At 43.7% G+C, this 15,176-nt stretch carries 7 protein-coding genes and 2 tRNA genes; 5 read left to right on the top strand and 4 right to left on the bottom strand.

Annotated features, from left to right (window positions below):
• Window positions 1–10: 10 nt before the first annotated feature.
• From HMPREF3190_RS06080 to HMPREF3190_RS06065, 4 genes are all read right to left on the bottom strand, one after another.
• Window positions 11–517: an NfeD family protein gene (locus HMPREF3190_RS06080; RefSeq protein ID WP_066781382.1), complete on the bottom strand. Its 507-nt coding sequence runs from the start codon at window positions 515–517 to the stop codon at window positions 11–13.
• 437 nt (window positions 518–954) lie between these two features.
• Window positions 955–2,061 (bottom strand): peptide chain release factor 2, encoded by a 1,107-nt coding sequence (prfB, locus tag HMPREF3190_RS06075; RefSeq protein WP_066781380.1) that lies wholly within the window; start codon window positions 2,059–2,061, stop codon window positions 955–957.
• Window positions 2,062–2,070: 9 nt separating this feature from the next.
• Entirely contained in the window at window positions 2,071–4,827 is a 2,757-nt protein-coding gene (gene secA / locus HMPREF3190_RS06070; protein ID WP_066781378.1) for a preprotein translocase subunit SecA, read from the bottom strand.
• Between the two features lie 136 nt (window positions 4,828–4,963).
• Window positions 4,964–7,975: an AfsR/SARP family transcriptional regulator gene (locus tag HMPREF3190_RS06065; RefSeq protein WP_066781376.1), complete on the bottom strand. Its 3,012-nt coding sequence runs from the start codon at window positions 7,973–7,975 to the stop codon at window positions 4,964–4,966.
• 785 nt (window positions 7,976–8,760) lie between these two features.
• Here HMPREF3190_RS06065 and sstT point away from each other — a divergent pair.
• The 5 genes from sstT to HMPREF3190_RS06030 all read left to right on the top strand — a co-directional run bounded on the left by sstT (window position 8,761) and on the right by HMPREF3190_RS06030 (window position 15,078).
• Window positions 8,761–10,086, top strand: a complete 1,326-nt coding sequence (gene sstT, locus HMPREF3190_RS06055; RefSeq protein WP_156425746.1) for a serine/threonine transporter SstT — start codon at window positions 8,761–8,763, stop codon at window positions 10,084–10,086.
• 715 nt (window positions 10,087–10,801) lie between these two features.
• Window positions 10,802–10,878, top strand: a tRNA-His gene (locus HMPREF3190_RS06045).
• Between the two features lie 89 nt (window positions 10,879–10,967).
• Window positions 10,968–11,043: transfer RNA gene (locus HMPREF3190_RS06040), tRNA-Lys, on the top strand.
• Between the two features lie 324 nt (window positions 11,044–11,367).
• Window positions 11,368–12,945: an NYN domain-containing protein gene (locus tag HMPREF3190_RS06035; RefSeq protein ID WP_066781371.1), complete on the top strand. Its 1,578-nt coding sequence runs from the start codon at window positions 11,368–11,370 to the stop codon at window positions 12,943–12,945.
• Window positions 12,946–13,035: 90 nt separating this feature from the next.
• Window positions 13,036–15,078, top strand: coding sequence for a cation:proton antiporter domain-containing protein (locus tag HMPREF3190_RS06030; protein WP_066781367.1), 2,043 nt, complete (start codon window positions 13,036–13,038; stop codon window positions 15,076–15,078).
• Window positions 15,079–15,176: the final 98 nt, after the last annotated feature.

Here is a 15,176-nt window from a genome sequence, read left to right as displayed (position 1 = left end):
TGCACGCACGCTACGACATATAGGGCGCTGAATGGTTTGCAAGAATTTCATCAAGCTCTTTGCCTTGATCGTCTGAACAACGCGAAACAATCAGCTTAATGGAATCGTGCCCGTGCACACGAACGTGCGATCCTGCAGGTATAAACGATCCGTCTTGCGAGATAGCCATCCACGTAATGCGATCGGCCGTGCGTACACGCCCTGTTTGTTTATTAGGGTCAATATCTTCAATAACCTTCGCAATACGCCCTATCATTAAATCATCGCCCTCTTGAACAGGCTGTTTAAGGCGACGTCGCACATACGGTCGAAACAAAATACAACCAATAAGGGAAACAACCAAAAAAAGAGCTGCTTGTACAATGAGCGTTGCTCCTAAAATATTACTCAAAAACGCAATAAGAGCACCTACAACAAACCAAACAGTAATTAAGTTAATTGAAAGCGCTTCAGCAACGCCCATAATAAGAGCAAGCGCAAGCCAAAAAATAATGAGAGTATCCTGCTGAATTTCCATAACCACTCCTCGGCAAAATTCGTATATCACCATGAAATAACGTGCTCGGGAAGCAAACATGCAGCTTATAAGCTACACAATTTTGCAGGCGTTTCAGATCGCATACAAAACCTTATGCTTGCAACTATAATACCAGCAAATAGGTATACAACAGCTTACAACTTTGCCTAACAAGCAAGCTATGGAGTATAAAACATATATTTCAATACCGCTACCCATAACAGATGCTTACAGAATACAGACGCATATACAAGCAAGATTAACTATAGAGCGAGAACATACTCAATTCAAAATGTTCATACAAACAAAAAAGACCACGCGCACAATATGAAACTCATAAACACCAAACATACTGCATGTAAGTATGGTGTGTATTGCTTGTTATATAACGTGCATATTTTCTATACTGCTTGCACGTACACTACTCAATTTGTGTACTATTTGCCTTGTGTATCGCGAGCTGCATTCCACTTATGGTATCCAATAACAAAGGCGTCAATATCACCTTGTAACACGGCATCAACGTTTCCCGTCTCAACACCACTTCGCAAGTCTTTTACCAGCTGATACGGATATAAAACATAATTGCGAATTTGCGATCCAAACGAATTTTCATGACGTTCACCACGCAGCTCGTCAAGTTTTTCAGCGCGCTTTTGCGCTTCAAGCTCATAGAGGCGCGCGCGCAAAACGCGAAACGCAGCCTCTTTATTTTGTAATTGCGACTTTTGGTTTTGGCACGTCACTACTAAACCTGTTGGAATGTGCGTCAGACGAACTGCCGAATCAGTGGTATTTACGCACTGCCCACCAGGGCCACTTGAGCGATACACATCAACGCGAACATCCGCAGGATTAATATTAACTTCAACTTCATCAGGTAAAACTGGCAGTACTTCCACACTTGCAAAGGTGGTATGACGGCGCTGCTTTTCGTCGGTTGGCGAAATGCGCACCAGGCGATGCACTCCAATTTCGCTTCGCAACATACCGTAGGCGTTCAAGCCTTCAATTTGAATAGTTGCTCGATCAAGTCCTATAACCTCTGAACTGGTTGCATCTAATACGCTTGTGTGCCAGCCTTTTTGCTGCGCATAACGCAGATACATTTGAAAGAGCATATCCGTCCAGTCGTTTGCTTCAAGGCCTCCCTGACCTGGGTTGATGCTGAGAATAGCATCACCAGCATCGAAGCGACCGCTAAACCACGACGTTAATTCAAGCTGCTCGATCTGTTCTTGAAGCGTACTCGTAAGCTTGCTTGCTTCGCCTGCAAACGCTTCGTCTTCGCAAGAAAGCTCAAAAGCAGTATGCGCATCATCAAACAAGCTACACGCACGCGTGTATTGCGCAATACTATCACGCAAAACACCTGCTTGCTTGGAAATTTCTTGGGCTTTCACAACGTCTTGCCAAAATCCCTCTTCAGAAGACTGTGCATCAAGCTTTGCAAGCATACGCTTCTTATCATCAATGTGCAAAAATTCTGCAGCATCATCAAGACGCTTTCTAAGCTGCAAAAACAGCTGACTATCGAGTTCCACGCCTACTCACTATTCTTGCGCATCTTTGCCGTGACATTTTTTGTATTTTAAGCCAGAACCACACGGGCACAAATCATTACGTCCAGCTTGAGCGTAAGGATCATCTTTATCTTTAACGACCGTTGACGATGTGCTCGATGGTTTCTCATCATCGCCGGTAAGTGCGGCTTCAGGAGACGAATACTGCACTTTACCTTGCAAGGGGCTTGCAGCCTGCGGCAATACCTCTTCTTCTTCATCTTCAGGAACAGCTAATTGCAAACGCAACAAAGTACGCAAATAATCTTCATACATACTTTGTGTTAAATGCTTAAACGCAAGATATGCTTCTTCGCGATACTCTGTTAATGGATCGCGCTGAGCAAGCGCACGCAAGCCAATACCTGTTCGCAAGTAATCCATTTCCTGCAGGTGAGCCATCCAACGCGTATCAATAATGCGCAACATAACTTGAGTTTCAAGAGTTTTCATAATCTCTTCGCCCACCGATTCGCGCTTCATAGCGTGGATATTCTTCAAGTGTTCAATCAGGAACTCGGCAACTGCATCGGGGTCGTCGCCATGATCAAGCGCTGATAGTACAAAATCGCTCGTGCCTGTAAGATTTGCAACCCATGTTTCAAGCCCTTTAACATCCCAGTCGTCGCTTGGAACACGTGCAGGACAATATTCCTGAACTGCTTCTTGTACAACGTCTTGAATAATTTCTGGAATGCGCTCAGTCATATCTTTACCATCAAGAATGGCATTGCGCTCCTTGTAAATTTCCGTACGCTGCAAATTCATAACGTCGTCGTATTCCAAAACATGCTTACGAGCTGCAAAATGCATCGTTTCTACTTGTCGCTGAGCGCTTTCTATGGCCTTTGATACCATCGTTGCTTGAATAGGTTCGCTATCGGAAAGTGAACTGCGCGCCATCATAGCAGAAATTCGATCCATCTTATCGCCACCAAAACGGCGCATCAGATCGTCTTCAAGCGAAAGGTAAAACTGCGTTTCACCTGGGTCGCCCTGACGCCCTGAACGACCACGCAACTGGTTGTCGATACGGCGTGATTCGTGACGCTCGGTACCAATAACAAGCAAACCACCTGCAGCGATAACCTGTTCCGCTTCTTTGTTGCAAATTTTCTTTGCTTCACTCAATGCAAGCTCACGCTGAGCAGTCGTAGGAGCAGGAAGCTCACCCTCTTCAGGAACTTCACCCTCAAACAAACTAGGGTTATAGCCAAGCAAGCGCAATGCATCATCAGCAAGAACTTCTGGATTTCCGCCAAGCAAAATGTCGGTACCACGACCAGCCATGTTCGTTGCAATCGTAACAGCACCTAAACGGCCTGCTTGGGCAACAATATGCGCTTCGCGTTCATGATTTTTTGCATTCAGTGTTTCATGACGAATACCGCGCTTATCAAGCAAGCGCGACAGTCGCTCAGAGCTTTCAATCGATACCGTACCAACCAAAACTGGCTGTCCTTTTGCATTTCTATCTGCAATTTCATCGGCAACAGCATTAAATTTAGCATCGACAGTTCGATAGATTTGGTCGTTTTGATCTTTACGGATAACGGGTTTGTTAGGCGGGATAGCCATTACTGGCAATTTATAAATTTCTCTAAACTCGGCATCTTCTGTCATAGCAGTACCTGTCATGCCAGAAAGTTTATCGTATAAACGGAAGTAATTTTGCAACGTAATAGTAGCAAGCGTTTGGTTTTCTTCACGAATGCGCACGTGCTCTTTTGCTTCAAGCGCCTGGTGTAAGCCCTCTGAATAACGTCTACCTTCCATGATACGACCCGTAAACTCGTCAACGATTTTAACTTCGCCTTCAGGTGTTACAACATAGTCAACATCACGTTTAAACATAAATTGCGCTTTCAGCGCCTGTTGCAAATGGTTAGCAAGCTGCCCTGAAGGGTCTGAGTAAATATCCAGGTCAAGCAGCTGTTCGATATGCTCTAGACCCGATTCAGTTGTATTAATCGTGCGCTTGCCTTCGTCCATTTCAAAGTCTTCATCGCGCTTTAACGCTGGCATAACACGAGCAAAACGATTGTACATATCAGCCGCTTCACTGCCAGCGCCTGAAATAATAAGCGGTGTACGCGCCTCATCAATCAAGATTGAGTCAACCTCATCGACAATTGCAAAGTGATGACCGCGCTGAACTCGCTGATCAGCGCGCGTTACCATGTTGTCGCGCAGATAATCAAAACCGAACTCAGAGTTCGTTCCATACGTAACATCTGCCTTATAAGCTGCATCTTTATAGAGTGGTGGCATGTTATTTTGAATGAGACCTACCTTCATACCTAAGAAGCGGTACAAACGTCCCATAATTTCACTGTCGCGGCGAGCCAAATAATCGTTGACGGTAACAATATGAACATTTTTACCTTCAAGGGCATTCAGATAACCAGCCAAGGTTGAAACGAGTGTTTTACCTTCACCAGTTTTCATTTCGGCAATCTGACCAGCATTAAGAGCCATTCCACCAATAAGCTGCACATCGAAGTGACGCATGCCAAGTACACGCACACTGGCTTCACGTACCGTAGCAAAAGCTTCTACCAGCAAGTTATCAAGCTTTTCTCCTGCGTCGAGTCGTTCACGATATGTACTGGTAAGTGCCTGTAATTCTTCGTCGCTTAACTGCTGCATCGATGGTTCAGCATCGTTAATTTTTGCAGCTATAGCCTGATAATTTTTAAGTTGACGACCTTCGCCAAACGTCAGCAACTTTGAGAGAAATCCTGCCATATATGTATCCCTTATCGCTTTTACTATATAACCTTTGTAACTCTAGCACAAACATCGCATATTTATACGTGCAACCATAATATCAGCTGAATTTTGCCAAATATTAAACGCAACAAAGTATAAGCGCTACGAAATACTATTCTTTTACATAATCATTACGCAGTGCACTTTTGTATAATTGCTGAACATACTCACACGGCTGTATGCCAACACTATGCATCAACTCCTCTTTACACACACGATACGTATTGATAGCTTTCATTCGCTGACCTGCTGCCAAATACGAACGCATAAGCAGTGCTACTACATCTTCACGCGTGGTATCAAAGTGAAGCGCACTGCCTGCACAATTGGATGCTGCTGTATAATCGCCAGCAGAATACAATAGTTGAGCTGCACAGACAAGTGATTCAATCAATTTTGTTCGACACGTTTCACGCTGGCGTATAACATGCGCATTATCATATTCTCCTAACATAAGCACATCTTGAAAATTATCGCTTAATTCATCCAAATAATGTCGCCAGCGCAAATGATCGAAATTTCCCTGCTGAAAATCGCTACACATAACTCGAAATTCATCAATATCGCAGTGGACAAGCAGCGTATTAACAGCATACGCATGAGTGCTCCGTATAAGATAAGGGCACGTTCCATCAGGAAGAGACAGTGCGTGATTCAGTACCGACCACAGTGAATAGAGATTTTTGCGCGCTGTTGGAATTGAACTTTCAGGCCACAGTAACTGACCGAGCACCGTTTTTGGAATTTCCTTCTCCTTATTAAGCAGCAAAACGGCAAGCAAGGTTTGTACTTTATGGCGCTTACACAGCCGCTCGGTAACTTCAATTCCATTACATAAAATACGGAATCGCCCAAAAATATGAATTGATAATACTGGTGCGTTACTGCCCGACACATCAGATGTTACGCCAGGTGATACAACAGCGTCGGGTTCTATCGAACGAGAACACGCAGGTAACGCATTTATCACAGCAGCTCCTTTGGCGCACTGCAATCTGGCATTATACCGTGTATTCGGTAACAGTGTACACGGTTGCTCGGCAGTCAAGCTCGGCGCAGCTAAAGAGTTTATCTCTAAGGTACCAGCAGCATTATGCTCTAAACGACGTCCCGATGAACAGGGAGAGCTATCAATAGGACTGTGCAGCGATTGAAGTGATTGAGCGGGCGGATGAGGTGACATCTTCTGAAAACGCATGTGTTCATACTCAAGCAAAACATGAGAAGCATGCAGCGCACGACAAAGAGGCGCGCTCAACAAAGGCCCTGGAAACATACTCTGTTCTTTACACAACGTAGTATATGCTTTTCCTAAACATGCAAACAATGGGTTAATGTAGTGTATCTCCTTTGAAAATGCCTCGTAGGTAAATCTTTGCGCTGCTGGAATTTCTTTTAAGCATGCAAGATGATCAAAATAGTACGTTGAGTGCGCTGCGTTTGAACGAGAGCGCAACGTACAGCGCTGATACTGTTGCGTAAGCGTTTCTGCTATTTTGAGAAGCACAAATGCACACCAATACAGCGAAGTATCATAACCAGTATGTGGCTGTTTAAAGGCAAGTTGTGGTGCTTTATTAGAGGCAAATGATGCTAATAACTTATAATTTTCCTGTTCAGATGCAAATAAAATATCATGAAGCGAACAGCTATCGCTACGTTCATTGCGCGATTGCGTATTTACGGGCGTATTATCTGCTTGTTTATCGCAAGGTGTCCTATCTGTGTGTTTCGCATCCAAAGACACACGCCCACCACTGCACATATATACATTAAGAGCAGCGTCTTTTAATTCAGCAGGTGCATCTTTTTCATGCAATACACACGCAGCAAGCACTCGTGCACGTTTGTAATGATTAAAATAAAAATGACGTTCAGCACACATAAACAAGCACTCAGCTTTATGCTTGTTCACATGCGGCAAAACATTTTCAAGCAATACTAACGAATCAGCCAAACAATACTGCTCGATAAGAGCGCTATTGTGAATCAAGCACCATTCAAGCTGTTCTTGTGGACAAAAGGCGCGTGTTATACATTGCAGAGCGCGCGCATAATTATTACAAGAGCAAAGTACATCGCTCATCTGCTCGAAATAATCATGTACGCTTGCGCAATGCGATAGCGAAAGAAAACCATTGAGACTGCTATCAAGCGAATCAAAATTCATCGTTGATGACGAAACTACGTGCATAAATGCTTCTAAAATGCACGACACATCAACAGCAAGTGTTTCAAATATCTGTGTACGAACATCAAACTCAACAAAAGCATGCATGCGAGCAAAATCAGAAAGCCACGCGGCGTCAATTGATACAATATCCTCAAGCTGAGCGACTGATGCACGGCGTACAATCAAAAGCGTCAACAGGGAAAACAGTTCTCTTTTATCACGTGCAGCACGCAAACACTGTTCAATAAATGCACAAGTAGGATGTCCATTATGCTGCCAACATACTTGTGGAATGCGCTGAAATGTTCGACACAAAGCTATCTGGTGAGCAGGCGTGCTATGGTGTGCGAGCTGAGTATCAGTTGCACGTACTGGCCGATCTTTAAGGTATAAGCGGGATGTATCGTGTACCTGTTCATAATCGTAAGATACATGTTGAAGATGGCGCGCAACGTGTATAAGTTCTTCGTTGGTAAGCAGCAAGGAAGACGTGGGAAGATACAAACGGTCTTTTTGCAAGCATCCGTAGGCATCATTGCTCGGTACGCACGTTACAATCACTTCAATATGCTTATCAATACACACATCAATACACTGTGAGAATGCGCGTTGGCGATCTTCATCAAGAAGTGGGATATCTTCAAACACTACCAGCTTCATAGCGAAGCTTTCATCGGATAAAAATTCCAACAGGTCGTTATTGTCTAAATCACGCAAAAACCGAGGATTAGCACAATCAAGCCACGCTAAGGTCTTAAAGGAAAACACCGTTTTGCAATAATCGTAGACAAGTGCCGTTTTACCAAATCCAACTGGAGCAACAATAAAGCGCGCCACATTTCGCTCTTGGAGCAATCTGGTAATTAAGTGAGGACGACTCGTAACGCTCAATTGCTCTAAATACCCAGGTGCTGCCCCAAAACAAAGTGAGGCTTTAAGGTAGCAATTCATAAACACCCCTTTCAATTGTTTGTGTTTCGCGGTAAAGTGCGCAAAAAAATATCAAGTAGAGAAACGTACTTCAAGCGAGAACTATTCTGCTGTACGACTATTTGTTCGCATTAAAAAGTTTTTTGTGCGTGATTTGGCGACCAATGTTTGTGTTTAATAGCGCCATACGGTAGGAAGAATACCTGATAAATCTTGATATTGCACGCGCTCAGGAACTGTATTGCAACGCACGACCATACAAGAACCCTTACGGTTCAAACACTGTGCATAACATGCGCAATTGCAAAAACACCTCGCATTTAACTGCAAAAATACCATTTCTGCAGTCAAAAAATACGCCGCCCAGTTCAATTACCTGTACGCTTAGCTTCTCGCAATTCGTATGTATTCCCGCACACAATAAGCGTTTCATTCCTGTATGCAAGCAAGAAATGCTTATATCCGCCCACAAGCTAGAAGCACGTATTCCTGCGCGCAAACCAGATGCGCAACCTATAAAAAACCGAAAGCACACGACGTTCACCATGAAAAAGATGCAAGAACGGACGGTGCAACAGTAACGTGTCTATTCCGTTAAGAGTGAAAAATATCCCTCTTGAAAAATCTGACATACGAAAAAGAATTTTTTCGATACTATGTACACAACGCTCTGGCACATGCTTTTAAGGAGCTACAAAAAGCTTCAATGTGTTTTTAACAGAAATGGTAATAAGCTGATAACATTTCTTGTTGTGGCTAACCATTACACTATAACAAGCATATGCCTCTTGCGAGAAAGGTTACACGTGAAAACTATTATTCAAAAATGGAACAATATCGATCTTATTCTGCGAATTGTTCTCGGGCTTTTCATAGGTGCGCTGCTAGGCGTATTCGCACCTGCGCACATTTATCTTATCGAATTGCTTGGTAAGTTATTTGTTGCTGCACTAAAGGCAGTTGCGCCAATCCTCGTATTTTTCTTGGTAATTAGCGCGCTCGCTAAAGCAAAAACGGCAGGCAACATGAAAGTAATTCTGCTCCTGTACATACTGTCTACGTTTGCTGCAGGCTTCGTGGCTGTTCTCGCTGCGATGGCATTTCCTATTGAGCTTACGCTTGCTCAAGTCAATGGCGCACAACAATCATCTCCTGAAGGCATTGGAGAAGTTCTGAACACACTTGTGCTAAATATCACTGTCAATCCAGTTGAAGCGCTTATGAAAGCTAATTATATTGGCATTTTATCGTGGGCTATCTTGCTTGGTATTGCATTGCGCATATCACGCGACACTACCAAAAACATGTTTGAGTGCATTTCAAACGCTATTGGAAAAATTGTTCATTGGGTTATCAACTGCGCCCCATTTGGTATTTTAGGCTTGGTCTATACGTCAGTATCAAGTAACGGCTTAAAAATATTTACCCAGTACGGAGCACTCATTGTACTGCTTGTAGCATGCATGTTGATTATTGCGCTTATCGTAAATCCGCTGTTCGTATTTGCTCTCACACGTCATAACCCCTACCCCTTAGTGCTGCGTACCCTACGCGACTCAGGTTTAACGGCATTCTTTACGCGTTCTTCTGCTGCAAACATTCCTGTTAACATGGAATTATGCGAAAAGTTAGGCTTCGAAAAAGACAACTACTCAGTGTCCATTCCGCTTGGTTCTACTATTAATATGGGAGGCGCAGCCGTCACTATTTCTGTTATGGCTATGTGTGCTGCTCACACCATGGGCATTCAGGTCGACTTGCCAACAGCAGTTATTTTATCGGTGCTTTCAGCTATAAGCGCTGCAGGAGCATCGGGTGTAGCAGGCGGTTCGCTGTTACTGATTCCTCTTGCATGTTCACTATTTGGCATTTCAAACGATGTTGCTATGCAAGTGGTTGCTATCGGGCTTATTATCGGTGTTATTCAAGACTCCTGCGAAACAGCTCTTAATTCGTCATCCGATGTACTCTTTACTGCCGCAGCAGAGTATCGCCAGTGGCAAAAACAAGGTATTGATTTTGTTATGGGAAAAGACCGCAAAGCTCTTGGAAGCGCTCGTCCTGAAGAAAACAAAACAACAAGCGCAGGTGATGCAGCTTCTCCACATGCAGAAGCTACGGTAACTGAATAGGCATAATGGTGCTGTTCGTGCTCAAAAACAAAAAAGACTCATTGTTTCTTGGGTCATTTTTGAATTTTTACGATTTCTTTAAGACTGCTTTCAGGTTTACTTGATAAGCTACACCACAAGTGGATGTTGTGTATCCGAAGAACCACTGGAATTTTGATTACCTTCCTCTAATCAACCTTCCCAAACCCACACCAGTTGGTTCTCTTTTAAGCGCCTTGTACCCAAATGCAAGGTGCTCTTTTTTTATGTGGGCAGCATATATTGGAAAACCTAACCTTACACGTGCCGTGTGATTGCAAAACAACCACCGAAAGAGTGCATGCGGCATGCTACCGCAAATACTTGTTGCACACCCACGTATCATGTAAGAGCGTGCTTAAAGAAGCGTTGCGCACACCTGCGTGGTGTTGTTACTACGCGCTTGCGGGCGCAAAGATAAACGCAAAAGTTACACTCTCCTGCATACTGCTGTTACTTTCAAGCTGTTCATGTGAAGATAACTCCCCATGTTGCGCGCACCTGCATGCTGCCGTTACATTGACATACGAATCATTGCGCGCTACGTGCGCACTGCCCTCGAACTACCTGCATGCTTGCCTTTCGTTACCCTACAAACATGCCTGTATGCAGCACTTTTGCAACAGGATCAAGAAATTTTATCCAAGCTACTTGCTTTTTCACGCAATAATCTATAAAATACTTGCTTGCGCATTTGGTGGGTGTAGTTCAGTTGGCTAGAACGCCAGATTGTGGCTCTGGAGGTCGTCGGTTCGAGTCCGATCATCCACCCCAGACACTTATTGCATATAAGTACTTGCGCAAAACAAAACATGATTTACAATGTTTTACACTGTGCATTATTCATGAAAGTGCACTACTTTGGACCGTTAGCTTAGTTGGTAGAGCAGGGGACTCTTAATCCCAAGGTCCGGGGTTCGAGTCCCCGACGGTCCACCACCACCTCTCTTTTCACCACTTCCCTTTCTTTTTACAGATAAACACACAAGTAAACGCAGCGCTCTCTCTGTGCAAAGTGCACCATAAGCACACGCATACGCAGGCGCCGACACAACGATTGCACAGACGCCTTACCACACTCGTAATGCATGCGCTACAACCGGTATAACGCAGGCATGTACACACCCATGCGCGCATTGCATCAATTCTCTTTGTAGAATTATGTAACTCTCCCAAATACCTTCCACGAAACTCGGTATACTTATATTTGAAAAGCAAAAACAAACAACAACGAACACCTCAGGTTCATGTGAGGAGCATACTTTGGAGCAAAAAAACTCATCGGATAAACGTTTTGCACTACTTATTGACGCAGATAATGTGTCATCAAAATACATTGGCGTTATTCTTGACGAATTATCAAATTATGGCATTATCACCTACAAACGCATTTATGGCGACTGGACCAGTACACTCCATGCCAAATGGAAAGACACCCTGCTAGAAAATTCAATAACGCCTATTCAGCAATTTAGTTATACAACGGGGAAAAACGCAACCGATTCAGCGCTTATTATCGATGCAATGGACATCATGTACACCAAAACGGTTGACGGATTTTGCCTTGTGTCATCTGACAGCGATTTCACACGTTTAGCAGCACGTATTCGTGAAGCAGGCCTTATGGTTATTGGCGCAGGCGAAAACAAAACTCCCTTGCCTTTTAGAACTGCCTGTGATGTGTTTAAATGCCTTGAAGTGCTTCTTGGAGAAGACGACAACAAAAATGATGCAGCGAAACAAAAAAATGGACATAACACACAAAATGCGGAGCTGCTTTTATCACGCAAAAAAATTGAAAAAACAATCATTGATATTGTTACCAATAATCTGAATAAAGAACGAGAAACAGGTCTTGGGGAAATTGGAAGCCGTCTTGTAAAACGCTATCCCGATTTTGATGTACGCAATTATGGCACCAACCAGCTGAGTAAACTGCTTGCAGAGTTTAGTAGCATAAAACTTGTTTCATCGGGCAAAACGATGTTAGTAGAACTTGCTGACACACATTCAAATAAACAGCACCATACACAAGCTGCTACAAAACTGAAGCTTGTGGCAACGTCAAATGCGCGAACAGTACAAACGACCACAGCGCATCAAAAGCAACAAGCAGCAAGCAATGCTACATCCGCGCCAAAAGCGCCAAAACCTGCCCATCAAACTCAGCAACGTAAAGAAGAAAGTGCAAATGCACAGCACACAACGAACGCCGAGCTTAAAACAAGTAACGAAAGCAATGAAAACACAAGCGCTTCTGCACATGCAACACGCGTAACACATACAACGAACACCACAAACGACAAGCAAACAAACGATACAGCCACAAGCACCAGCTCAGCAAGCCGCAAAGCTAAAGCACCAGCTTTAACGCATGCATCAAAAGCAAAAGAATCACACGCCAAGACGTCCAACAACACTTCAAAGGTAGCCAGGTTATCTCATACCATAGATGACTCTCATCAACGCGAAGCTCGCCCTCAAACAAACAAAGCGCTTCCACGAGCTGTTGCAAAAACGCGGAGCACTGATACAACACTCACACATCCAAACACAACACAACAACCAAGCATTTCAGCTCAAACACCCTTGCAAACAGCTGCTTTCCCATCGTTAGATGCACTGAGTGCGCACATCACAACGCTCATAGCAGAACACAAGAATGCAACTATTTCAGTTCCTGCACTGGGAAAGCTTATTCGAACAAGCATACCGAACTTTGAACCTAAAGCGTATTCGTATAGCAAACTTTCCGATTTGCTTGCGCACATAAGCACCATCGAGCTTGTACACAAAAATAAAAGCATATTTGCAACCATACGTGCAAACAACCAAGAATAACGCATCTAAAGCCGTCAATCACGCATTTGATACCAGGAATAACACCGTGTAAGCCACATAACAGCACAACTTCAACGAACAGGACATCACGTGCAAACAATAACACTTGCCCTCGTACTTTTATCTGCCGTACTTATATCAGCAGTTATTGCCCAAATCGTGCCAAAAGTTTCATCGCCGCTTGTACAAATTGCTCTCGGTGCACTGGTTGCAATTATTGCAGATAGCCGCATTATTATTGAAATTGAGCCAGAACTATTCTTAGTGTTATTTATAGCGCCGCTTCTCTTTCACGAAGCGCATGAAGCCGATAAAACTTCACTGTGGAAAAATAAAAAATCAATGCTCTCGTATGCCATTGGTCTTGTGCTTTTATCTGCAATTGTCATTGGTGTAGCAGTGCATGCACTTATTCCATCTATCGGACTTGCTGCAGCACTCGCGCTTGGTGCGGCGCTTGGGCCAACCGATGCGGTTGCTGTGTCATCGCTTAAACATGATGCTAACATTCCGCCACGTCAGCAGGCCATTTTGCAAGGTGAATCGCTCCTCAATGACGCAAGTGGTATCGTGTGCTTTCAGTTTGCCCTTGGCGTGGCTGTTGGTGGTGTATTTGTAGCGCAAGACGCCATACTTACGTTCTTGTACCAATTCATTGGTGGACTTGTTCTTGGTATCGTTATTGGACTTATTGCAAATTTTGCAATTCAAAAAGTGCGCAATCTTGGGCTTGAAAATACTACGTTTCATGTATTGTTTGAAGTGTTGATACCATTTATCGCATTCCTCGTTGGTGAACACATGCATGTAAGTGGCGTTATTAACGTTGTGGCATGCGGAATTACCATGTCATTTGCGAAACGCAATTTAGGACCATCTATTTCGCGTCTTAATATCGTATCAAGTAGTGTATGGCGTGTGGCAGCCTTTGCCCTGAACGGTATTGTATTCGTGCTGCTTGGAACGCAACTTCCTACTGCTCTTACCGATGGATTTAAAGGTATTGACGCAGGACCACTCGAACTTATTGCCTATATCCTTATTGTGTCAATCATCATGCACTCTACGCGTTTTGTATGGTCGTTACTCTCTGAATGGCGAAGCGACGTAGAAAAGCATATAAAACGCAGCACTAAACAGCGCGCTCGCAGTGCGGCAATTACCACCTTTGCAGGTGCTAAAGGAACTATTACGCTAGCCATTATGTTCACCATTCCAACGTGGATAACTATCGATGGTTCACTTCTTCACTTTCCTAATCGCAATTTGCTTATCTTTATTGCATCAGGCGTTATTTTGTTATCGCTTATTCTTGCAACCTTTATTGTGCCGCTCCTTGCACCGCGTAAACTACCTGATACGATTGGTGACTCAAAGCAAAAAGCTCAAAATAATGTCGCTATTTTACGCAATGTCATTGAAAACTTAACAGCACAACAAAATGATGATAATCGTCGTGCAACGTCAGAAGTTATTCGTCGCTACAACGATAGAATAAAACGCATTGTAGAGTCTGAAAATTTAGAAACCATCTCCGATTTACACTTGCGTATTAAAGCACTTCAGTGGGAGCAAGATTATGTATGGCAGCGTCTTGAAGCAGAAGAAATATCCTTCAAAGACGCGTATGCTCTTATTGCACGCTATGCGCGTGTTATCAACATGCTCGAACGGTCGCAGCATCGCTTGCCATACCTTACAAAACGACTGAGAAATGCGCTTAACCTTGCACGACGAACTCTAACACGCATACAAAAAATGCGCAGGCAGCTTCCTTCACAAACACCCACAGAAACGCAAGTAATCAATCGTAACGTGCATGCGAATGCTATAAGTTATGCTATTGAGCGTATGGAAGAAGAAATGACCATATCGCAGCTGCCCAGTGAAGCGTATTCACGCTTGATAGTGGAATATCAAACGGCACGTGCGGCACTCTTAGAAACACTCCCATCAATTACATCGTTTACGCGACGTGAAAAATCAATTGAAGAAGTATTGCGTGAAGCATTGCGTCTTGAACTTGAAGCGATTCAAAGCGCGTATGAAGACGAGAAGCTCAGCTGGCAGCAAGCGCGTGATTTACGCCAAAATGTGGCACTTATGCAAATAGACCTCAATGATCAATTGTAGAGTTTGAAAACGGCAGCAACCAATATGTGCAATAGCATTGTAATGCAGATCTACGCAAAAAACTGCATTGAGTGAAGCTTCATGCACGATGTTGCGGT

Origin of the sequence: Umbribacter vaginalis, from assembly GCA_001552935.1 — a bacterium.
In the GTDB taxonomy this organism is placed as follows: Bacteria; Actinomycetota; Coriobacteriia; order Coriobacteriales; family Eggerthellaceae; genus Berryella; species Berryella vaginalis.
This window is presented reverse-complemented; position numbering and strand designations above follow the sequence as displayed.

Coding starts and splice junctions, on each gene's coding strand:
- HMPREF3190_RS06065 (WP_066781376.1), bottom strand. CDS start 7,975: ATGAATTGCTACCTTAAAGCCTCACTTTGTTTTGGGGCAGCACCTGGG.
- HMPREF3190_RS06080 (WP_066781382.1), bottom strand. CDS start 517: ATGGAAATTCAGCAGGATACTCTCATTATTTTTTGGCTTGCGCTTGCT.
- secA (WP_066781378.1), bottom strand. CDS start 4,827: ATGGCAGGATTTCTCTCAAAGTTGCTGACGTTTGGCGAAGGTCGTCAA.